The organism is Polymorphobacter megasporae (assembly GCF_018982885.2).
GTDB classification, from domain to species: domain Bacteria; phylum Pseudomonadota; class Alphaproteobacteria; order Sphingomonadales; family Sphingomonadaceae; genus Polymorphobacter_B; species Polymorphobacter_B megasporae.
Genome location: NZ_CP081848.1, coordinates 2,596,304 through 2,618,059 on the forward strand (window position 1 = coordinate 2,596,304; position 21,756 = coordinate 2,618,059).

Genomic DNA, 21,756 nt, shown 5'->3' on the forward strand with positions numbered 1-21,756 from the left:
CGACCGATGCGCCCGATCCTGCTTCTCGCCGCCACTGCTCTCTCGGGCTGTGCTGTCGGCCCGAACTACACGCCGCCACGGGTGGCGCTGACTCCTGCGTTCATCGGGGCAACGCAGATCGCAACAACGGCGGACGCGGACTGGTGGCGCGGCTTTGGCGATCCGTTGCTGGTGAGCCTGATCGAGCGGGCTGTTTCGGGCAACACCGACCTCGCTCAAGCGCGGGCGCGGATCGACGAGTCACGCGCCTTGTCTCGCGCGGCAGGCGCGGCGCTTCTGCCGAGCTTCGATGCCAACGGCGGCGTGACCACGCTCAGCCAATCGCTCGAAACGCCGGTCGGCCGCGTTACCACCGCGCTCGGCGTCGCTCGGAGCTATACCGAATACGATGCTGGCGCACGCGCGTCGTGGGAGATCGATGTGTTCGGCGGCCTTCGGCGCGGGCGTGAGGCGGCGCGCGCAGATCTCGATGCTGCCGTCGCCAGTACCGGCGCGGTTGGCGTCGCCGTCGCGGCCGAGACCGCCAACGCTTATCTGACGCTGCGCGAGCTCCAGTCTCGGCTCGCGGTCGCAGACAAGCAGATAAGCAACGAGGCTTTGCTCGTCGATCTCGTCCGCCAACGCTTCGACCAGGGCATCGCCGCCGAGCGCGAACTCAACCGCGCCAGCGCCGCGCTCGATGGGGTACGCGCCAGCGCTGCGCCGCTGCGTGCGGGGATCGCGGCGCAGCTCAATCGCATCGACGTGCTCGTCGGCGAGCAGCCGGGCAGGAACCGCGCCGCCCTCGCGATCGCCGCCGCGATCCCCGCGGCACCAGTCCCTGCGGGCAGCGCCGCGCCTGCGGACCTGTTGCGCCGTCGTCCCGATGTCGTCGCAGCCGAGCGGCGTCTAGCGGCGAGCACAGCGCGCATCGGTGTCGCAGTCGCGGAATACTACCCGCATGTCTCGTTGTCGGGCGTGCTCGGCGTCGCCAGCCTCGGCACGTCGACGTTGTTCAGCGGCAATGCACTGCAAGCATCGGGCGGGGCAGGGCTCCGCTGGCGGTTGTTCGACTTCGGCCGCGTCGATGCCGAAGTCGCACAAGCGCGTGGCGGCACGGCCGAGGCGCTTGCTGCATGGCGTGAGTCGGTCCTCAACGCCGCAGAGGATGTCGAGACCGCGCTCAGCCGCCTGTCCGAGGCGCGTGTCGAACGCGCCATACTCGAACGGCAGATCGCCACGTTGACCACCGCCCGAACGCAGTCACAGGACGCTTACCGGGGCGGCGTCGTCGGCCTGATCGACGTCACCGATGCTGACCGCGAGTTGCTCGGCGCTGCCGACCGGTTGGCGATGGTGAGGGGGGATGAAGCGCGCGCCGCGGTTGCAGCGTACCGCGCGCTTGGCGGCGGCTGGCGCGCAGATCCTGCTCCGGTCTTGGCAGCGGCTGCGGCAGGGGCGATGTAACGAGGATGCGATACGACAGCGAGCATAAGGCGCAGACGCGCGAGCGAGTCCTTAAGGAGGCCGCCGCGGTGATCCGCAGCGAAGGTGTCGACCGCTTCGGCGTCGCGCAGGTCATGGCACGCGCTGGCCTGACCCACGGTGGTTTTTACGCGCACTTCGCGTCGAAGGACGACCTCGTAACTCAGGCGATCGAATACATGTTCGAGGACCGCTACGCCGCATTCTTCGCCAATCTCGCCGACGCCGATCCGCGGGTCTCGCTCACGCGCTTCGTCGATCGTTATCTGTCGATGCGCCACCGCAATGCCCCCGAAGGCGGCTGCCCGGTGCCGGTGCTCGCCGGTCAGGTGCCGCAATTGCCGGAAGCTGCGCGCGCGCGGTTCAGGCTCGCACTCAGTCGGCTGAACGGCGGCGTCGCATCATTGCTCGAGCGCATGGGTTCATCCGATGTCGAGCTCATCGCCGCTGCGGTAATTTCCGAGATGGTCGGCGCGGTCGCGATCGCGCGGGTCGAACCGGACGATGTCAAGGCAGCGCAATTGCTTGGCGCAGTGCGCGCTTCGGTAGCGACACGTCTCGGATTAGCGGCCTCGAGCTGAGCCGGCGCAGTCTGCGCGAGCAACCCGATCTTACTTTTGGTTGAGATGCGCCCCGATCAGCATCTCGGCCGTCTCGACGAGGGTGGAGGAGGGGCCCTGCGATCCCGACGTGTGGCGGCTACTGCTCGCACCTTCGATCAGCAGCATCAGACCGTCAGCAAGCCCATCTGGGTTTTTCAACGAAAGGCGCCGGGTCAGATCACCGAGCCGCTTGCGCGTCGCTGCCTTGCAGTCGTCGGTAATCATCCGTGACGGATGCGTCGAGTCGGGAAACTCGACCGCGGCGTTGGTCGCCGCACAGCCGCGATAGTCTGGCGCGGCGATTTCGTCGGCGAAGTCGGCCATGTGCGCGCGGAGCTCGGCGAGGGGATCGTCGGCGTAGCGGGTGGCAATCGCATCCCAGCGGGCGTTGCCATCCTCGATTTGCCGCTGCAGGCAAACAACGATGAGATCGTCCTTCGACGCATAGCTGCGGTAAAGCGTCGGCTTCGTGACGCCGGTTTCGTGGACGATTTCGTCGACGCCAACCGCGCGAATTCCTCGCGTATAGAACAGGTTGGTTGCTGTCTCGCATAGCCGGTCGGCTGCCGATCGACGCGTCGACGGCGCCACTGATTCCGAACCGGCTTTTTGCACTGACACTTTTTCTTTGCCTTCCGTTGCGCCTCATTCCCCAACAAGCGCTTGATCTCAATGTAACCGACCGGTACGTAACGTCAAGCACGTACCGGTCAGTCACTTTTCAGGCTGGAACCTAGCGCGAGGACGATGAACATGGCCTTTCTGGAATTTGACGATAACGGCGTGGCGACGAATTTTGTTGCCAGCAACATTGCCCTGCCGATCGCAGTGTCGGCCTTCTCGCAGCTCGAATGGACCGTTGTGAGCCTCGCCAAGCGCGATCGGCTTTACCCCGTCACGCGTCCGCCGATCATCGAGAAGCTGCTGACGATGCTCGTCGGCGAAGCCCGCGAACCCAGCCTCGCCAATCCGCGGCTTGAAACGCTGCGCCGCACGGTACTGGCGATCCGCCGCTGGGGTCGCGGGGTTCCCGGCGACATCGCCGCCGCGTTCGACGCCGCCGGCTTTAACCGCAGGCAACTCGAGATCCTCATCGATGTGATCTACGCCGACCGGGCGGAGCGCCTCGCATGAAGATGGCCGCTCCCGACTTCGCGCGGGCAATCGATATCGTCAGGCACCGGCACCGACGGACCGCGATTGCCGTCGCCCTCGCCTCGGTCGCGCTGATCGGCCTCGGCGCGTCGAAGCTGATCGCGCATGACCCCGTCGTTGCAGCAGCCCCGCAGCCACCGGCGGTGACGGTCGCGCTGCCGGTGACCCGGCAGGTCGACGAGTGGGACGACTACATCGGCCGTTTCGCGCCGAGCAAGTCGGTCGAGATCCGCCCCCGCGTATCAGGTGCGCTGACCGGCATCTTCTTCAAGGACGGCGAGATCGTGAAGCAGGGTCAGCTCCTGTTCCGCATCGACCCGCGCCCGTTCGCCGCCGCGCTCGCCGAGGCCCGCGCCAAGGAAGCCAACGCGCTGTCGTCGGTCCAGCTGGCGAAAAGCGCGCTCGCCCGCGCCACCCGCTTGATTGCCGACGACGCCGTCTCCGCCGAGGAGATCGACACGCTTCGCGCCAACCTCCGCGCCGCCGAAGCCGCCGTCGGCGCGACCCAGGCTCAGGTCACCGCCCGCGCCCTCGACGTCGAGTTCACCGAGGTCCGCTCGCCGATCACCGGCCGCATCTCCGATCGCCGCGCCGACATCGGCAACCTCGTCGCGGGCGGTGAGGCGTCGAGCGCGACCCTGCTCACCACCGTCTACGCGCTCGACCCGATCTACTTCACCTTCGACGGGTCGGAGGCGCTCTACCTCAAGGCGCGCCGCGACGGCGATGCCGCGAAAGACCGCGTCGAGATCCAGTTGCAGGACGAGAGCGGCTACCGCTGGAAGGGCCGCATCGACTTCAGCGACAACCGCCTCGACCCCGGCGCGGGCACGATCCGCGGCCGCGCGATCATCGCCAACCCCGGCTATTTCCTCACACCGGGAATGTTCGGCAACATGCGCCTCGCGAGCGGTGCGACGCGTGCGGCGCTGCTGATCCCCGACACCGCGATCGGCACCGATCAGGCGCGCAAAGTCGTCCAGATCGTCGGCAAGGACAATATCGTCGCGACCCGCGCGGTCGTCCTCGGGCCGGTCATCGACGGCCTCCGCATCGTCCGCAGCGGGCTCGCACCCGGCGACCGCGTCATCGTCGAGGGGGTGCAGAACGCCACCCCCGGCTCGCCGGTAACGCCGCGCACCGCATCGGCGGCGACGATCGCCAGCGCTGCACCGGTCCAGTCCCCCGACTCCGCCGCCCCGATCGCGGCGCAGGCGACCTTCTCCGCGACGCGCTAGCCTCCGGCTGCCAGGACCCGATCCCAATGAACTTCTCGCGCTTCTTCATCACCCGGCCGATCTTTGCCGCGGTGCTGGCCATCGTCATCGTCATCGTCGGGCTGGCGGCGTATTTCCGGCTGCCGATTTCGCAATATCCCGACATCGTCCCGCCGACGGTGACGGTGACGGCGAACTATCCGGGCGCGACTGCAGAAGTCGTCGCCGACACCGTCGCCGCGCCGATCGAGCAGGAGATCAACGGCGTCGACAACATGCTGTACCAGTCGTCGCAGTCGACCGGCGACGGCCGGCTGGTCATCACCGTGACCTTCAAGATCGGCACCAACCTCGATGCTGCGCAGGTCCTCGTCCAGAACCGCGTCGCCATCGCCGAGCCGCGCCTGCCCGAGGACGTCCGTCGCCTCGGCATCGTCACGCAAAAGACCTCGCCCGACTTCCTGATGGTCATCAACCTGATCTCCCCCGACAAGTCGCTCGATCGCAGCTACGTCTCCAACTACGCGCTGACCCAAGTCCGGGACCGGCTGGCCCGCGTCGACGGCGTCGGTGACGTCCGGCTGTTCGGGGCCCGCGATTACGGCATGCGGGTGTGGATCAACCCCGGCAAGGCCGCCTCGCTCGACCTCACCGCGGGCGAGATCGTCGCCGCGCTGCGCGCCCAGAACGTTCAGGTTTCCGCCGGCACGCTCGGCCAGCCGCCCTATGACCGTGGGAACGCTTTTCAGCTCAACGTCGAGACGCAGGGCCGCCTGACCGACCCGGCGCAGTTCGCCAACATCGTCATCCGCACCGACGCCAGCGGGCGCCAGACCCGCGTCTCGGACGTCGCCCGCGTCGAGCTCGGCGCGCAGGATTACGGGACCAACACCTATTTGAGCGGGCAAGAGTCGCTGATCATCGCGGTCTTCCAGCGCCCCGGTTCGAACGCCCTCGCCGCCGCCGACGGGATCAACGCCGAGTTGAAGACGATGTCGGCGCGCTTCCCCAAGGGCCTCGAATACCGCGTCATCTACAACCCGACGGCGTTCATCAGCCAGTCGATCGACGCCGTGAAGCATACCCTGCTCGAGGCGATCTTCCTCGTCGTACTCGTCATCCTCGTCTTCCTGCAGAGCTGGCGCGCGGCGATCATCCCGATCATCGCAATCCCGGTGTCGCTGATCGGCAGCTTCACGATGCTGTCGGTGCTCGGCTACAGCCTCAACAACCTGTCACTGTTCGGCTTGGTGCTGGCGATCGGCATCGTCGTCGACGACGCGATCGTCGTCGTCGAGAACGTAGAGCGCAACCTCGAGCGCGGCCTGTCCCCGCTCGACGCCGCGCGCACCTCGATGGACGAAGTCGCGGTCGCGCTCGTCGCCATCGTCCTCGTCCTGTGCGCAGTGTTCGTGCCGACGGTGTTCCTGACCGGCATCTCGGGCGAGTTCTACCGCCAGTTCGCCGTCACCATCACCACCGCCACGGTCATCTCGCTGCTGCTTTCGCTGACCCTGTCCCCCGCGCTGGCGGCGCTGCTGCTGCGCGGCAAGCACGCCGACGCCTCGGGACTCCACGGCTGGCGGCGGATCGGGCACAATGCCGGTGCCGCCTTCAACCGCGGCTTCGACAAGCTCAGCGACGCCTATGCCGGAATGACCCGCGCCCTCGTCCAGCGCCCGGTGTCGATGTTCGTCGCCTATGCGACGCTGATCGCGCTGACCGTCGGCGCGTTCACCTACACCCCGACCGGCTTCATCCCGGCGCAGGACCAGGGTTACTTCCTGACGATCGTCCAGCTGCCGCCGGGCGCATCGCTGGCGCGGACCGACGCCGTCCTGCGCAAGGTCGCCGCGCGGATCATCCCGCTCAAGGGCGTCCTCGGCTCAGTCATGCTCGCGGGCTTCGACGGCCCGTCGCAGACCTCGGCACCGAACTCCGCCGCCGCGTACATCCCGCTCAAGTCGTTCGAGGAGCGCGCCAAGCTCGGCGTCACCCTCCAGAGCATCATGGCCGAGGCGCAGGCGAAGATCGCCGACATCGACGAGGCTCGCCTGCTCGTCGTGCCGCCGCCGCTGATCCAGGGGATCGGCTCGGCGGGCGGCTACCGGATCATGGTCGAGGACCATGGCGGCCACGGCTATGCCGCGCTCGGCAAGGTCTCGTTCGGGCTGATCGGCAAGGCCAACGCCACCAAGGGGCTCGCGCAGGTTTACAGCTTCTTCGATACCGGCACGCCGAGCGTCTTCGCCGACATCAACCGCGCCAAGGCCGATCTGCTCGGCGTCCCCCCGGCACGGGTGTTCGAGGCGCTCCAGGTCTATCTCGGCTCGGCGTTCGTCAACGACTTCAACCTGCTCGGCCGGACGTACCGCGTCACCGCGCAGGCCGACGCGCCGTTCCGCAACACCGTCGCCGACATCGCCAACCTCAAGACCCGCTCGAACTCGGGGGCGATGGTCCCGCTCGGCGCGGTCGCCAACTTCCACGACAAGACCGGGCCGTACCGCGTCACGCGTTATAACCTGTTCCCCGCAGTCGAGGTCGACGGCGACACCGCCCCGGGCTTCTCGTCGGGCCAGTCGCTCGCCGCGATGGAGCATCTCGCCGCGACGACGCTGCCCGCCGATTATCAGACGTCGTGGACCGGCATCGCCTTCCAGCAAAAGGCGGCCGGGTCGACCGCCGCGCTCGTCTTCGGGCTCGCGGTGGTGTTCGTCTTCCTCGTGCTGGCGGCGCAGTACGAGAGCCTGACGCTGCCGCTGGCGATCATCCTGATCGTGCCGATGTGCCTCCTCGCGGCGATGGTCGGGGTGAACCTGCGGGGGATGGACAACAACGTCCTGACCCAGATCGGCCTCGTCGTGCTGATCGCGCTCGCCGCCAAGAACGCGATCCTGATCGTCGAGTTCGCCCGGCAGGCGGAGGAGATCGACGGCCTCTCGCCCGTCGAGGCCGCCGTCCGTGCCGCCCGCGACAGGCTCCGCCCGATCCTGATGACGTCGTTCGCCTTCATCCTCGGCGCGCTGCCGCTGGTGCTCGCGACCGGAGCCGGAGCCGAGTTGCGGCAGGCGCTGGGCACCGCGGTGTTCTTCGGGATGATCGGCGTCACCGGCTTCGGACTGGTCTTCACCCCGACCTTCTACGTCGTCTGCCGCGCGCTGTCGGGCTGGCGTCCCAGCCCGCGCACGACCGGGACCGCCGCGCTCCAGCCGGCCGAATAGGACCATGACGATGCATCGCGCCCTCAGCCTCACCCTCCTGCTCGCGCTCGCCGCGTGCAAGGTCGGCCCCAACTACGTCCACCCTGAAGCGATCTCGAGCACCGCGCCGCCGTTTATCGGCAGCACGACGGCGGCGGTGTCGAGCACCGACCAGCCCGACGGCGACTGGTGGCGGCTGTATCAGGATTCGGTCCTCGACGGCCTCGTCGCCGACGCGCTGCGTGCGAACAAGGACATCGCGGTCGCCACCGCCAACCTCGACAAGGCGCGATCGGCACTGCGCGCGGTCCGTGGCGACCGCTTCCCGACCGCCAGCCTCGACGCGCAAGGCGGCTACCAGCGTCTCCCCGCGAGCCAGACATTGCCGGGCAGCAGCCGCAGCGGCAGCACCGTCGATGGCGGCTTCAGCGTCGCCTACGAGGTCGACCTGTTCGGGCGTATCGCGCGCGGCGTCGAGGCAGCGCGCGGCGATGTCGCCGCCGCCGACGCCGACCGTGACGCCGTCCGTGTCGCCATCGTCGCCGAGACCGCGCGCGCCTATGCCGACCTCGGCTCGCTCGCCGAGCGCATCCGAGTCGCCAAGCGCACCGTCGAGCTCGTCGACCAGAGCGTCCAGCTGACCGCGAAGCGCTATGAGGCCGGGCGCGCCACCCGGCTCGATACCTCGCGCGCCGCAACCCTCCGCGACCAGGTCCGCGCCACCGTCCCGCCGCTCGAAGCCGAGCGCGAGGCGGCGCTGTTCAGCCTCGCGACGCTGACCGGGCGCACCCCGCGCGACCTGCCCGCCACGGTCGGCACGACCGCCGCCATCCTCCGCCTCGACCGCCCGCTCCCCGTCGGCGACGGCCGCGCCCTGCTCGCGCGCCGCCCCGACGTCCGCGCCGCCGAGCGCCGCCTCGCCGCCCAGACCGCGCGGATCGGGGTCGCCACCGCCGACCTCTACCCGACGATCACGCTCGGCGGCTCGGCCGGGTCGACCAGCACCGGCCTCGGCAACGCGCTGACCGGCAGCGCCTTCCGCTTTTTCACCGGTGGGCTGCTGTCGTGGAACTTCCTCAACCAGGAGACCGCCCGCGCGCGCATCGCCGGCGCCCGCGCCGACACCGCGGGGGCGCTCGCGACCTTCGACAAGACCGTGCTGCAGGCGTTGCAGGAGACCGAGACCGCGCTGTCGGCGTTCACCCACGAGCTGGATCGGCGGCAGGCGCTTGCCGATGCGCGGACCGAGGCGGCGACCGCGGTTCGCATCGTCCGCGCCCAGCTCCGCGAAGGCCGCGTCGACTCGCTCAGCCTGATCGATGCCGAGCGCACCTTTTCCGACACCGAGGCGGCACTGGCCGCGTCCGACGCCCGCGTCGTTACCGCGCAGGTCGACCTATTCCGCGCGCTCGGCGGGGGCTGGCAGCAGGATGCCCATACGCGTGTGACGCGAGGCGAAGTCTCGGATCGCGTCGGATCATGACGCACTCGCAGTACAGTCGCTCTCCGTAATTTCGTAGTCAGCCTTGCTCATCCGTTTCGTAATCTAACGGGAAGAAGGAATTTGTGGCTTAGACCGCTGAACGCGCGGTGGCCTGACCCACGAGTAACCCAAATCGGCTGGACTTCGAACGTTACAGGCACCGCGTAATTCGCTCGCGGCAGATGCATGCGCAGGATAATTCCATGGTACAAGTTTCGAAGGTTCTGAGCTGGCCGGTTGTCGCTCTGCTCGCCGTGACATGCACCGGGACGCTGTCAGCGCAAACGACGCCCGGCGACCCTAGTTTTGAGAGCGTCGGCGACGATCGACGCGCGATCCAGACACTGCTCGACACCTATACCAAGGCGGTGAGCACGAAAGACCAGGCGCTGTTCGAGACACTGCTACTCAATAAAGCGATATCCTTCTCCGATGCGGACAGCGCGGTGCGGCGCGGCTCGGTCGATGGCGGAACGCATAATTACGGAGCGTTCCGAAAGGGCGTGTTCGAAGGCGCCCCGTTCCGGCAGGCGTTCAAGGACGTCAAGATTTTGCAGGCCGGCCCGCTGGCGCAGGTTTCGCTGGTCTTCGTCAATACCGACGCAGCCGGGAGTACATCGGGCTGGAAGACGCTGCAGTTGCTTAAGGTCGGCGGCCGATGGAAGATCGCGAGCGAATTTTATACGTGATCTTGACCGCACGTCGCTAACAGCTGCGAATGGGGAAGGGGCCTGAGCGCATCGCAGCGCTTGTCCCTCCCGTCACTGCCGTGGTGGATGGAAATCGCGGCGCGATGACCGCTTACTTGCGATGCGGCGCGGCTTGTGTGCTCCACGGGTCGCGTTCCGCCTTTGCCGTGCCGTCAGCGGTAAAGTCCATCAGATCGTTGCTGGCGCGCGCATAGCGGGGCCACTTCAGCAGTCCAGCACCGTTCGGGTTGCCGGTTTTGGCGAAATTGACAAGATAGCTGCTGATCGTCCGGCCCATGGCAACGTCCTTCGGTGTGGTTTTGTCGCCGTATTTGATTGCGGTGGTGTCGAAGAAAAACGGGATATCGGTAGCATGCTGCGCACCTGGCTGGCCGACTGACTCGGCGACGTAGGAGAAGCGATACTCCCAGACCGGGACGCCTTGGTCCGCGAGAATGGCGGCGGCGTCGCGGGCACCGGCAATCATGAAGCCGTCCTTGCCGCCCATGTCGGCGCTCGTGGCCCCGATCACCATCGGGATTTTGGCAAAACGACCGGCGGCGTAAGCCGCGCCGTTGTCGGTGATCACCGTGCCGTCGATGACCGGGCCGCTGAAGGTCGGCGGGCCGGGCTGGGGACGGAACAACTGCATCATGCTGAGCCCATCGGTTACCTGCTCGGCAGTCAGCGCGCGCAGGGCGTCGAGCGCGTTGCCTGCGGTGGGATCGATGTTTTGCGACTTTGCAAAGTCGATGCCGATCTGCTCGGCGGAGCCGAGCGTCTTGGCTGGATCGGAGCGACCGTTGCCGCCCGACATGACCACCGCTTTCTGGAACAGGCCGATCGCGAGCGGCGAAGTCATGAGCGCATGGATCGACATCCCCCCGGCACTCTCGCCGACGATCGTCACGTTTGCCGGGTCGCCACCGAAGGCCGCGATGTTGCGCCGGACCCATTCGAGCGCCGCGATCTGATCCATGGTCCCGTAATTCGCGAGGCGTCCGTGGTCGGGGTCGGCTTTGGTCAGCTGCGGTAAGGCAAAGGTGCCGAAGCGCCCGACGCGGTAGTTGAAGCTCATGAACAACACGCCCTGCCTGGCGATGTTGGCCCCCGAATAGGTCGGCGGCGACGCTCCGCCGTTGACGAAGCCGCCGCCGTATATCCAGACCATTACCGGTAGTTTGCCGGTGGCCGCGGCGGGCCGCCAGACGTTCGCGTACAGGCAGTCCTCCGCCGGCCGCGTGCCGAGGGGCGCGGCGTCGCTGGGGAACGGCAGCTGCATGCAGTCGTGCGCATAAGCGGTCGCATCGTGCACGCCGCGCCACGCTTTAACAGACTGTGGAGCACGCCACCGCAGGGCTCCGATCGGAGGCGCGGCGAACGGAATGCCTTTCCAGCTGGCGACCCCGTCAGCCACCGCGCCGCGCACGTCTCCGCTGTTGGTCGTTGCAAGAGCAGTATCGCTGGTCTCGGCGTCGGCTATCGCCGGAAAGGCGAGCGCGAGCGCCGACATCAGGACGATCAGGCCTTGTGATTTCATGTCCGACGTCTCCGGAATAACGCGCGAGGATAGCGACGCGACACAGTACCATTCTCGATCTGAGAATTTGCTGCAAATGCGACGTGTCAGGGCGAACGCAGGCGCCGACCCGCGCCACATTGCCTTCTCGATATCGCTGCCGAAAAAGTCGCACGGCGAGCAAAAGCGTGGCCAAAAGATTGTCGCGTCGATCGATCGGCGCTTCACTGTGAAGGTCCAACAATGGCGGTCGTCGCGTCGTTATCCGATCGCGGGACGTGTTGTCGCCGCGCACCATCCACGTCAAAGGCACCAGTATGACCGAGATCGTAACCAGCCTGATCGACGGCGTGGCAGTCGGTGGCACAGATGGGACGCTGTTGCCGGCGCTCAATCCGACTACAGAGGAACTGCTTTGCCAGTTACGCGAGGCTGACGCGGACGAGGTCGGGCAGGCGGCCGATGCGGCGCGCGCGGCGTTCGCGGGCTGGGCGGGGCTCGCGACCGACCGGCGCAACGATGTGCTTTATGCCATCCACGACACGTTGCTCGCGCATGCCGACGAGCTGGCGACGCTGGAGGCGCGCACCACCGGGCTGACGCTCACCAGCGTGCGCGGGCATGTCGCGCGGGCGGCGGCCAATTTCCGCTCGTTCGCCGAGATCGCGAGCGGGCTCGCCGGCGAAACCTATTCGCAGAATGCCGATTATCTAACTTATGTGACGCGCGAGCCCAAGGGCGTCGCCGCGCTGATCGCGCCGTGGAACGCGCCGCTCGCGCTCGCCTCGATGCGCGTCGCGACGTGCATCGCGTTCGGCAATACCTGCGTGCTCAAGCCGTCCGAGTACACGCCGCAATCGGTCCATCGCATGGTCGAGCTGATGCACGCGGCGGGGCTGCCGAAGGGCGTCGTCAACGTCGTCAACGGGCGCGGGCACATCACCGGCGAGGCGCTGATCGCGCACAAGCAGATCGACATGGTCGGCTTCACAGGCGGCAGCGAAACCGGTCGCGCGATCATGGCGACCGCCGCGCGCAACCTGACGCCGACGATCCTCGAACTCGGCGGCAAGTCGGCGGCGATCATCGCGGGCGACGCCGATATCGAACGGGCAATCGATGGCGCACTGCTCGGCATCTACAGCAGCAACGGGCAACAGTGCCTCGGCGGGTCGCGCATCCTCGTCCATCGCTCGATCGCCGATCGCTTCATCGCGCGCTTCGTCGAGCGGACGAAGGGGATTCGCATCGGCGACCCGCTCGCGGCGACGACCGAGATGGGGCCGATCCTGTTCGGGCGCCACCGCGACCGCATCCTGTCATACATCGACATCGCGAAGGCCGAAGGGGCCGAACTGCTGACCGGTGGCGGACGCCCTGCCGGGCTCGATCGCGGCTTCTTCGTCGAACCGATCGCGGTGCTGGCCAAGTCGAACGCTACGCGGGTGTGCCAGGAGGAGATCTTTGGCCCGTTCGCGACGATCCTCGTGTTCGACGAGATCGACGAGGCGATCGCGATCGCCAACGCGTCCGACTTCGGGCTGGTCGCCTATGTCTGGACGACGAGCCTTGCGACTGCGATGCGGTGCAGCCGGACCATTCGTGCCGGCACGATCTGGATCAATACACCGATGATGCGCGAGCTGCGCGCACCGTTCGGCGGTTACAAGGAGTCGGGCATCGGTCGCGACGGCGCGACGAGCAGCGCCGATTTCTTCACCGAACTCAAGACGACCAGCATTCCGGTCGGCGATATCGCGATGGCGCGGATGGGCCTCGCCTAGGTCACGACGCCCTGCCGGACTTGTGCCCGGCAGGGCGTCTTGACCTCAATACTGGTAGTTGATCGACACCTTGAAGGTGCGCGGGTCGCCGGGGCTCCGAATGCCGTATGCGCCGAGAACGTTGCCGTAGACGAGGTAGCGCTGGTCGAGCAGGTTCGCGAGCGACAGACGGAGATTGAGCCGCGTGTTGGCCGGCGCAATCCCGATATACGCATTGACCAAGCTGTACGACGGCATCAGCGTAATCGGCGCGTCGTTCGCGGCGAGATACTTCGAGTCCATGAACGAATAGTCTGCGCCAAGCTCGATCTTGCCACGCTTGATCGGGATGGCACCGGTGAAACCCGCCGCCGCCTGAAGGTGCGGCACGTTCGGAATGTAGCGTGCGCGCGAGGTGGCCGCCGCCGACGCGGGATTGAGCGACAGATATTTGTCGTCGTTGTACGAAGCGTTGGCGAACAGCGTCAGGCCCTCGACCGGGGTCAGCGAGAACTCACCCTCGACGCCCTGGACCCGCGCCGTGCCGGCATTCTGCGTCAGCGACGAACCGGCGACGACGACGTTGGTCTGGATATTCGAGAAATCGTTGCGGAACAGCGCGAGGTTGAAGCGGCCCTTGCGGTCGAGAAACTGCGTCTTCAGCCCGGCCTCATACGCCCAGACCGTCTGCGGATCGAAGCCGGTCTGGTACGACGCGGCATTGACCACCGCGAGATAGTTGAACCCGCCCGCCTGAAACCCGCGCGAGGCGCTGGCATAAGCGAGGATCGTCGGCGTGATCTGATAATTGACGCCGAGCTTCGGCGTCCATGCCTTCGCCGGACGCTTCGCGTTGATCTGCGCATAGGTCGTGGCGGTGAGCCCGGCCTGCGTCTGGCCAAGCACCGACTTGGTTTCGTCGGTGTAGCGCACGCCCCCGACGATCGAGAGCTGGTCGGTCAATTTGTAGGTCAGCTGGCCGAACGCGGCATAGCTGTCGGTCGTCATGTGCACGAGCTGGGGCAGGGTGTTGTAGATCGACAGCAGCAGGTCCTGACGGCTCTGCTCGCCCTTCTCGTGGAAGTAATAAAGGCCGCCGATATAATCGAGCTTGCCGCCGAACGCGTCGCCGACGATCTGCAGCTCTTCCGAGATCTGCGTCTGCGACGAGTGCGAGGTCAGCCGGTCGAAGCCGAGCAAATAGTTGCCCGGGCCGTTGTTCGGGCGGCCCGCCGTCGTGTCGGCGAGAATGTCCTGGCTGCCGCCGATGACCCCGGTGATCGACTTGATCTTGGCGTTGTCGGTCAGCGCATAACCGAGCGTGACGCTGCCGCCATAGGTGGTCGAGCCGCCATAGCCCTTGATCGGGCTGAGATAATCGTACGGGTTGCTGGTTGCGGGCTGGAGCGTCACCGGGCTGGTGGCGAGGCCGATCGACCCATCATTGCGGGCGTGGGTGTAGAAGCCCGACGCGTAGAGTTCGAAGGGCCCGGTGCCGATGTAGTTGAACGCCGCCCGCCCGCCATATTCCTCACGGTCGCCGTAATGCCGGTCGTTGAGCGCCGGTGCGTTCGAGAAGCCGTCGCGGCGATAGTAGTTGCCGCCGACCAGCGCCGCCCAATTGTCAGAAAGCGGTGTCGAGATGGTGCCCTTGAGGCGGACCATGTCATACTCGCCGGCCTCGGCATCGAAGCTGCCGAACGGCGTCGCGCTCGGCTTTTTGGTGATGTACTTGATCGCACCGACGAGCGTGTTGCGGCCATAAAGCGTGCCCTGCGGCCCGCGCAGCACTTCGATCCGCTCGAGATCGGCGAGATCGACGTTGGCTCCGGTCAGCCGCGAGAAATACAGGTCGTCGACGTACAGGCCGACCGCCGACTCGTAGCCGACCCACGTGCCCGCGTTCTGCCCGGCGCCGCGCATGAAGATCGTCAGCGTGGTCGGGTCGACGGTGCCCTGCGCGACGCTGAGGCTCGGCACGAAGCGCTGCAGGTCGGCGGTGCGATTGATCTGCAGGTCCTTGAGCGCGGTCGTGGGAAAGGCGCTGACCGAAATCGGGGTCTTTTGCAGCGAGCCCGAGCGGCGCTCGGCGGTGACGATGATATCGCCTTCGGGGACGGTCGCGTCGGCGATCATAGTCGGGGCATCGGCGGCACGAACTGCGGCCGGTGCGTCCTGCGCCGACACGGCTATGGGGCAGATGATAGCCGCCGTCGCGAGCAGGCCAAATAAAACGCGCATGTGAAACTCCTTTGACATTGGCCTCCCCGCGTCCCGTCAGACGGGACACCAGCTCACGTCTTTTTTGCGATGTCTTCGAACAGGATCATGCCGAGCAGCGGATCGGCCTTGCGCACCGCGCCGCCCATCGGGTCGACGTGGACGTCGATCAGGGTCGGTCCCGGCCGTGCGATAGCCGCCGCGATCGCGGCCTTGAGCGCGGGGCGATCGCTGACCGACTCCCCGGCGCAGCCGAACGCGCGGGCAATCGAGGCATAATCGGACGCGCCCAGCTCGGTATTGGTAGTGCGGCCGTAGCCGAGTTGCTGGCCGTGATATTCGGTACCCCATTTGCTGTCGTTGCTGACGACGACGATGAGGCGGAGCGCGGCGCGGCGGATCGTATCGAGTTCGGCAAGGAAGAACCCGATCGCGCCATCGCCGCTGACAAGGACGGTCGGTGCGGGTTCGCCGCCGCGATCGCGCGCGAGATCGGCTTCGCCCGCCGCCATGCCAACCGCGAGCGGAAAGCCCATGCCCATCGCACCGAGCGGGAGATGGTCGGCGTAGCTGCGCGGCTGGTGCAGGCGCAGCTTGGCGAAGGTGAAGTTGAGGATGTCCGCCCCGTCGCCGACCAGCAGCCGATCTTCGGGGAGCGCCGCATCGAGCGCGGCGCCGATCTCGATCTGGTGAATAGCTGGCTCGGCGCGGTCGACGAAGCTGTCGACCCGCGCCGCGCGTTCGGCGAGCGCGTGAGTCAGCCAGCTCGGGTAGCCACGATAGCCGTCGACGGCGAGGGTGTCGGCAATCGCGGTGACGGTATCGCCGATATGCGCGACGATCGGCAGTTCGACGGGGATGTTACGCCCGATCGCGCGGGCATTGTCGTCGATATGGATGAAGCGCGCATCCGTGGCGAAGCGCGGTGCCTTGCCATAGCCGAACCACATCGACATTTCCGCGCCGACGATGATGACGAGATCGGCCTGAGCGGCGGCGCGCTGTGCGTATGGCCACGGATAGCCAATCGGCGCGACTTCGGGAACGAGCCCGCGACCGAGGGCATTGCCGAGCACCGGAACGCCGAGCGCCGCCAGCGCGCGAAGGCCGGGGCCGGCGTCGCCGCGAGCGGCACCACCATCGACGACGACGATGGGGCGGTCTGCAGCGGCGATCATGGCGACCGCCTCGCTGATCTGTCCGGCGCGCGCTGGCGGCAGGGGCAGCGCCACCGGGGGCGCGGCGATCCGATCAGCGACGTCTTGCGTCATCATGTCCATCGGCAGGACGAGGAGCGCGGGGCCGGGGACGCCCTCGGTCGCAGCCTTGCACGCCGCGGCAAAATACTCCGCCAGCCGGTCGGCGGACGGGACGGTGCGGCTGAACTTGATCGCCGGCGCGGTCAGCTCATGGCGATCGACCGCATAGCTGATCGCCGGCTCGATCCAGCTGTCGGGAAAGCGCGTAGCGATGACGACGATTGGAGAATTCGCCTGCGCTGCGGTCATGATCGCGGTCAGCGCATTCTGTAGGCCCTGTTCGGCGACGATCAGCGCGATGCCGATCCGCCCGGTCCGCCGCGCATAACCGTCGGCCGCACCGACGGTGCCGCTCTCGTGCCGCCCGCCGATGATCGTCGCGCCGCCATCTTCGAGCGCCATCAACAGCGGGGCGTGCGTCGCCCCGGCGAGCGCGAAGACGGTCGCGGTACCCGTCGCGAGGATCGATCGCGCAAGAAGCTCGGCCGCGATCACCGGCTTGAGCGATCGTGGGTCAGGAGCGGTCGAGGGCAAGAAGCAATCATGCGAAACTGAACCCCCATGCGACAGATTGTACGGTTGACGTCCGCTTCGAAGACAGGATCGATCAGCGATGTCTGACGCGCCAGTCTCGACACGGCTTTTCCTCACCTGGTGAATATCGGGCGTCGCAAAATCGTCATGCTGCGCGAACGGACGGAGCGTCCTGTCGCACCGCGATCGTGAGACCGATAACGTACAAAAGGAGTCGTCGCCAAGCGACGAGCAAATTAGATCGCGTGCGTTTCGCGCGCCTCGAGGAACGCGAGAACATCGGCCTCGTGGACGACATCGGCATATTTCGCGTTCATGTCGAACAGGTTCGCGTCGTGCGGAGCGGCGTGGCGGTCGCCGCATGCCTCGGCGACGACCGACGTGCGAAAACCATGGCTCATTGCATCGACGCAGGTCGCGCGGACGCACCCGCTCGTCGTCAGGCCCGTCAGGATCACGCTGTCGATCCCGCCCGCGGTCAGGGTCGCGGCGAGCGAGGTGCCGAAGAACGCGCTTGGATATTGTTTCGAGACGACGAGTTCGTCGGACTCGGGAGCGAGTCCTTCGGGCCACGCACCCATCGGGTTGCCTTTGAGGAAATAGCGCAGCGGCTTCGACTTCTCGAAGAACCGCCCGCCGTCGAGCGCCATCGGGTGATAGACGACGTTCGTGAAGATCACCGGCACGTTCGCGCGGCGGGCAGCGGCACGGATCCGCAGGGCCGAGGCGAGTGCATCCTCGACCCCGGAATAGAGATCGCACACCGGGTCGAAATAGCCCTGCACGAAGTCGATCAGCAGCAGCGCCGGGCGCTCGCCGAAGCCGACCGAGCGGCCAAAGGCGCGGGCGTAATTCGCCGCGAGATCGTCGCTCATCGGGCGGTCCTTCAATAAAGCCAGGGCTGCAGGCTGCGCTGCAAGGTCTCGAAACCGGCGATGCTCGCGGTGGCGTCGCCGAGAATCGTGTCGATCTCGTCCCAGCCGTTGAGCAGCCGCTTTTTGGTCGCGGGCTGAACATCGAAAGCGATGCCGTTGCCGCCGCCGACGCGCTGCGCGGGAAGATCGACGTCGAGCGGACCGGCCGCCGCCATGTCCGCGAGCAGCGCCAGCTGACTGCGCGGGAGCGTCACCGCCAAGACACCATTGCGCACGCAATTCGCCGCGAAAATCTCGCCGAAGCTCTCGGCGAAGATGCAGCGGATGCCGAAATCGGCGAGCGCCCACACCGCCTGCTCCCGGCTTGAGCCGCAGCCGAACTCGGCCCCCGCGATCAGCACGCCGATCGATCCGGGGGTGTCGTCGAACGGGTTGGCCACGAGCACGTCGCCATCGTGACGGCGATCGTAACAGAGGTAGCGGCCGAGCCCGTCGCGCTCCATCAACAGCAGGAAGCGGGCGGGGAATAGGATATCGGTGTCGATCCGGTCCTCGGGCATAACCAGCGCGGCGGCGGTCATGTGGATGAAGGGCGTCACGCCGCCACGCCGAGATCGCGCACATCGACCAGATGGCCTGCGATCGCCGCCGCCGCCGCCATCGCGGGGTTCATCAGATGGGTACGCCCGCCGCGACCCTGCCGCCCTTCGAAATTGCGATTGGAGGTCGAGGCGCAGCGCTCGCCTGGCGCGAGCCGGTCGTCGTTCATGGCGACGCACATCGAACAGCCCGCTTCGCGCCATTCGAAGCCGGCATCAAGGAAGATGCGATCGAGCCCTTCGGCCTCGGCCTGGCGCCGGACCGCCATCGATCCCGGAACGACCAGCGCTCGCGTCGTCGGTGCCACGTGTCGCCCCGCAGCGACGCGCGCGGCGTCGCGCAAATCCTCGATCCGGCCGTTGGTGCACGATCCGATAAACACCCGGTCGATCGGCAGTCCGGTCATCGCGGTGCCGGCGATCAGCCCCATATAGTCGAGGCTGCGCTGGCGATGCGCGCGGGCGGCGGCCCCGGGCACGTCGGCCGGGTCGGGGACGACGCCCCCGACCGGCACCACGTCCTGAGGGTTGGTCCCCCAGGTGACCTGCGGGGCGAGCAACGAGACGTCGAACGTCAGCACGCGATCATAGGGCGCGCCGGTATCGGTCGGGAGGGTGCGCCAATAGCCTTCGGCGGCGTCGAACGCCGCGCCTGCAGGCGCCATCGGCAGGCCGCGCAGGTAGGCGAAGGTCGTTGCGTCGGGAGCGACCAGCCCGACCAGCGCGCCCGCCTCAATCGCCATGTTGCACAAGGTCATGCGCGCCGCCATCGACATCGCCGAGACGGCGGGGCCGATATATTCGACTGCGTGGCCAATGCCGTATCCCGCGCCGAAACGGCCGATCAGCGCCAGCGCGATATCCTTGGCGCCGACCCAGGGCGGCGGCATCCCGTCGATCCGCACCACCATCGTCGCCGCTCGCGCCTGGACGATGCACTGCGTCGCCAGCACGGTCGCGCAGTCGGTCTGGCCGATGCCAAAGGCGAGCGCGCCGAATGCGCCGTGGGTCGAGGTATGGCTGTCGCCGCAGACGAGGCTGATGCCGGGAAGCGTAAAGCCGAGCTCGGGCCCGACGACATGGACGATGCCCTGTCGCGGATCGGCCAGGTCGATGTAGGGGATGTGGAAATCGGCGGCGTTCTGCGCCAGCCGTGCGACCTGTGCCCCCGCCAGCCCTTCCATCGGCCGGTCTCGATGCTCGGTCGGCACGGCATGGTCGGGCACCGCGAGGTTTGCTTCGGGCCGGCGGGCGACGCGGCCGGTGGCACGCAGCGCGGCGAATGCCTGATGCGTGCTCACCTCGTGGAGCAGGTGCCGGTCGATGTAGAGGAGCGCGGTGCCGTCGCCATGGTCGGTGACGATGTGGCTGTCCCACAATTTGGCGTAGAGCGTGCGCGCGGTCATGCGCCGGCGTCCATGGTGATGATCACCCGCCCGATGTCGCGCGCGGCATCGCTCGTGAGCAGCGCGAACGCCTCGGGCGCCTGCTCGAGGGTAAAGCGCGCGCCGATCGACGGCTTGAGGTCGAGCTTGCCGTCGGCGATCAGCCGCATCGCCTCGGCCTGACCGGTGCCCGCGCGCACGCCGACGATGCGCAGTTCGCGATCGACCACGGCCCAGCTCGATACCGGCAATTCGCCGCCGCCGGTCAGCGCGACGATGCCGCCGGGCGCGGCGATGGCGAAGGCCTGACGCATCCCCCACGCCGACGCGGTCGTCTCCATCACCGCAGCGCAACCGCCGGGAAATTGCGAGCGGACATATCCCGCCAGATCCTCGTCATGCGCCTTGATCGGGAAGACCCGCGATGCGCCGAGTTGCGCGGCAAGGTCGGCGCGTGCGCCGCTCCCGCCAACTGCAACGACGTTGAGATCGAGCGCCCGCGCGGTGGCGATTGCGCCGAGCCCCATCGCGCCGACGCCGACCACAGCCACGTGGTCGCCCGGGGCAAGACCCATCTTGTCGAAGGCGTTGAGCGCATCGACGATCCCGGCGAGCATCGCCGCATCCTCGAACCCGACACCGTCGGGCACGGCTGCGAGCTTGCGCGCCGCGACGATAGCATAATCCTCGCAGCACGCCTGCCGCACCGGAACGGCAAACGCTGAATCGAGGCAGAGGTTGGTGCGTCCGCCCGCACAATTCGAGCAGACTCCGCAATGATCGAGCGCCAGCGCCGCGACGCGCTCCCCGACGGTGAAACCCGAAACGCCCTCGCCGATCGCGGCGAGCGTGCCAGAAAAGTCAGCGCCGACCCCGACCGGATATTCCGACACATAGCGTGCGCCGCGGTTTAGATAGACACCGACATCGGTGCCATACGGCGCATACGCATGGACCCGCACCAGGACTTCGCCCGGTCCGGGGACGGGGACGGGGAGGTCGACCACGCGCAGGTCGGCCGGGCCGAAAAGGCGCGCGGCGCGCATCAGTCGCGCCCGAACAGCCAGAACAGGACGGTGCAGCCGCCGTAGCTCGCGACGGCGCCGAGCAGAACGTCGCGCGGTCCACCCGCGCTATAGTCGCCTGCGCTGTAAGTGGTCGCGCCCGCGATTTGTCCGTCGAGCACAAACGCCTCCCACGCCACACCGAGCGGCTTGGTTGCCCCGATCCATCCGGCGGGGACGTCGGCGATCAGCGTCCGCGCGCCACTGACGGGATCGGCGCTCAGCGGCCGGATCGACCAGCCGTCGGGAAAGGCTGCGTCGGGAACCCCGATGACGTCAGCGACCGGCAGCGATTTCAGGTGTCCGCGTGGATCGTTCATCAAAGGCAGCGGATATTCGTCAGGGTCGACCGGATCGTGGATCAGGTTGAGCGGGAGCGGCCCGTCGCTGCGAATGAGCGCAATCGCGCCTTCCTCCGAGCGCTCGTCATGGCCGTGGACGATGTGCGCCGGGCGATAGAAATAGTCGCCCGCATGCCAGTAGTTGCGCCCGTCGAGCGTCACCGAACCAGCGATTATGTACACCTCCTCGAACGCGCCGTGAAAATGCGCGATCCCGCCGCCGCGCCAGCCCGCCGGGATATCGACGAGTGACGTCGCATGGCCGGTCGCCGGGTCATAGCCGAGCAATTGGCGGCGCAGGCCGTGGGTGCCGAGCATTTCCCACGGCATGGCCCCCGAGGAAATGCGCGCGAGCGGCGGTGTCAGCTTGACCGGTGCAGCCAT

General features: G+C 67.3%; 17 protein-coding genes. 8 read left to right on the top strand and 9 right to left on the bottom strand.

Features of this window, described 5'->3' with window-relative positions; translation table 11 throughout:
- The first annotated feature begins 6 nt into the window (after nucleotides 1–6).
- Together KTC28_RS12120 and KTC28_RS12125 are read left to right on the top strand one after the other, a co-directional pair.
- Nucleotides 7–1,446 carry an efflux transporter outer membrane subunit gene (locus KTC28_RS12120; protein WP_255601977.1) on the top strand — a complete coding sequence of 480 codons (1,440 nt, stop codon included), beginning with the start codon at nucleotides 7–9 and terminating at the stop codon, nucleotides 1,444–1,446.
- Between the two features lie 5 nt (nucleotides 1,447–1,451).
- Nucleotides 1,452–2,045, top strand: a complete 594-nt coding sequence (locus KTC28_RS12125; protein WP_216707432.1) for a TetR/AcrR family transcriptional regulator — start codon at nucleotides 1,452–1,454, stop codon at nucleotides 2,043–2,045.
- A 30-nt stretch (nucleotides 2,046–2,075) separates the two neighbouring features.
- Here the strand turns inward: KTC28_RS12125 and KTC28_RS12130 are convergent, their stop codons facing one another.
- Entirely contained in the window at nucleotides 2,076–2,687 is a 612-nt protein-coding gene (locus tag KTC28_RS12130) for a TetR/AcrR family transcriptional regulator (protein ID WP_216707433.1), read from the bottom strand.
- Between the two features lie 162 nt (nucleotides 2,688–2,849).
- On the opposite strand from KTC28_RS12130, the gene KTC28_RS12135 reads away from it, so the two are divergent.
- From KTC28_RS12135 to KTC28_RS12155, 5 genes are all read left to right on the top strand, one after another.
- Nucleotides 2,850–3,200 carry a hypothetical protein gene (locus KTC28_RS12135; RefSeq protein ID WP_216707434.1) on the top strand — a complete coding sequence of 117 codons (351 nt, stop codon included), beginning with the start codon at nucleotides 2,850–2,852 and terminating at the stop codon, nucleotides 3,198–3,200.
- Nucleotides 3,197–4,459 (top strand): efflux RND transporter periplasmic adaptor subunit, encoded by a 1,263-nt coding sequence (locus KTC28_RS12140; protein WP_216707435.1) that lies wholly within the window; start codon nucleotides 3,197–3,199, stop codon nucleotides 4,457–4,459. Before KTC28_RS12135 ends, KTC28_RS12140 begins: the two co-directional genes overlap by 4 nt.
- 26 nt (nucleotides 4,460–4,485) lie before the next feature.
- On the top strand, nucleotides 4,486–7,662 hold the full coding sequence (locus tag KTC28_RS12145; protein ID WP_216707436.1) for an efflux RND transporter permease subunit: 3,177 nt from the start codon (nucleotides 4,486–4,488) through the stop codon (nucleotides 7,660–7,662).
- A gap of 10 nt (nucleotides 7,663–7,672) precedes the next feature.
- Nucleotides 7,673–9,124: an efflux transporter outer membrane subunit gene (locus KTC28_RS12150; protein ID WP_216707437.1), complete on the top strand. Its 1,452-nt coding sequence runs from the start codon at nucleotides 7,673–7,675 to the stop codon at nucleotides 9,122–9,124.
- Between the two features lie 203 nt (nucleotides 9,125–9,327).
- Nucleotides 9,328–9,813, top strand: a complete 486-nt coding sequence (locus tag KTC28_RS12155; protein WP_216707438.1) for a nuclear transport factor 2 family protein — start codon at nucleotides 9,328–9,330, stop codon at nucleotides 9,811–9,813.
- A gap of 112 nt (nucleotides 9,814–9,925) precedes the next feature.
- Here KTC28_RS12155 and KTC28_RS12160 read toward each other — a convergent pair whose 3' ends face one another.
- On the bottom strand, nucleotides 9,926–11,326 hold the full coding sequence (locus KTC28_RS12160; RefSeq protein ID WP_216707439.1) for a carboxylesterase/lipase family protein: 1,401 nt from the start codon (nucleotides 11,324–11,326) through the stop codon (nucleotides 9,926–9,928).
- Nucleotides 11,327–11,649: 323 nt separating this feature from the next.
- Here KTC28_RS12160 and KTC28_RS12165 point away from each other — a divergent pair, with 323 nt between their 5' ends.
- On the top strand, nucleotides 11,650–13,116 hold the full coding sequence (locus KTC28_RS12165) for an aldehyde dehydrogenase (protein ID WP_216707440.1): 1,467 nt from the start codon (nucleotides 11,650–11,652) through the stop codon (nucleotides 13,114–13,116).
- 45 nt (nucleotides 13,117–13,161) lie between these two features.
- Here the strand turns inward: KTC28_RS12165 and KTC28_RS12170 are convergent, their stop codons facing one another.
- The 7 genes from KTC28_RS12170 to KTC28_RS12200 form a co-directional block, all read right to left on the bottom strand.
- A complete protein-coding gene (locus KTC28_RS12170) occupies nucleotides 13,162–15,336 on the bottom strand; it encodes a TonB-dependent receptor (protein WP_216707441.1) in 2,175 nt (724 codons plus the stop codon).
- A 53-nt stretch (nucleotides 15,337–15,389) separates the two neighbouring features.
- On the bottom strand, nucleotides 15,390–17,108 hold the full coding sequence (locus KTC28_RS12175) for a thiamine pyrophosphate-binding protein (RefSeq protein WP_216707442.1): 1,719 nt from the start codon (nucleotides 17,106–17,108) through the stop codon (nucleotides 15,390–15,392).
- Nucleotides 17,109–17,344: 236 nt separating this feature from the next.
- A complete protein-coding gene (locus tag KTC28_RS12180; protein WP_216707443.1) occupies nucleotides 17,345–17,983 on the bottom strand; it encodes an isochorismatase family protein in 639 nt (212 codons plus the stop codon).
- An 11-nt stretch (nucleotides 17,984–17,994) separates the two neighbouring features.
- Complete coding sequence (gene leuD / locus KTC28_RS12185) at nucleotides 17,995–18,582, bottom strand: 3-isopropylmalate dehydratase small subunit (RefSeq protein WP_255601979.1); 588 nt, start codon at nucleotides 18,580–18,582, stop codon at nucleotides 17,995–17,997.
- Nucleotides 18,579–19,988 carry a 3-isopropylmalate dehydratase large subunit gene (leuC, locus tag KTC28_RS12190; protein WP_216707444.1) on the bottom strand — a complete coding sequence of 470 codons (1,410 nt, stop codon included), beginning with the start codon at nucleotides 19,986–19,988 and terminating at the stop codon, nucleotides 18,579–18,581. The genes leuD and leuC overlap by 4 nt, the downstream gene beginning before the upstream one ends.
- Nucleotides 19,985–21,013 (bottom strand): zinc-dependent alcohol dehydrogenase, encoded by a 1,029-nt coding sequence (locus KTC28_RS12195; RefSeq protein WP_216707445.1) that lies wholly within the window; start codon nucleotides 21,011–21,013, stop codon nucleotides 19,985–19,987. Before KTC28_RS12195 ends, leuC begins: the two co-directional genes overlap by 4 nt.
- Nucleotides 21,013–21,756, bottom strand: a complete 744-nt coding sequence (locus KTC28_RS12200) for a cupin domain-containing protein (protein ID WP_216707446.1) — start codon at nucleotides 21,754–21,756, stop codon at nucleotides 21,013–21,015. The genes KTC28_RS12195 and KTC28_RS12200 overlap by 1 nt, the downstream gene beginning before the upstream one ends.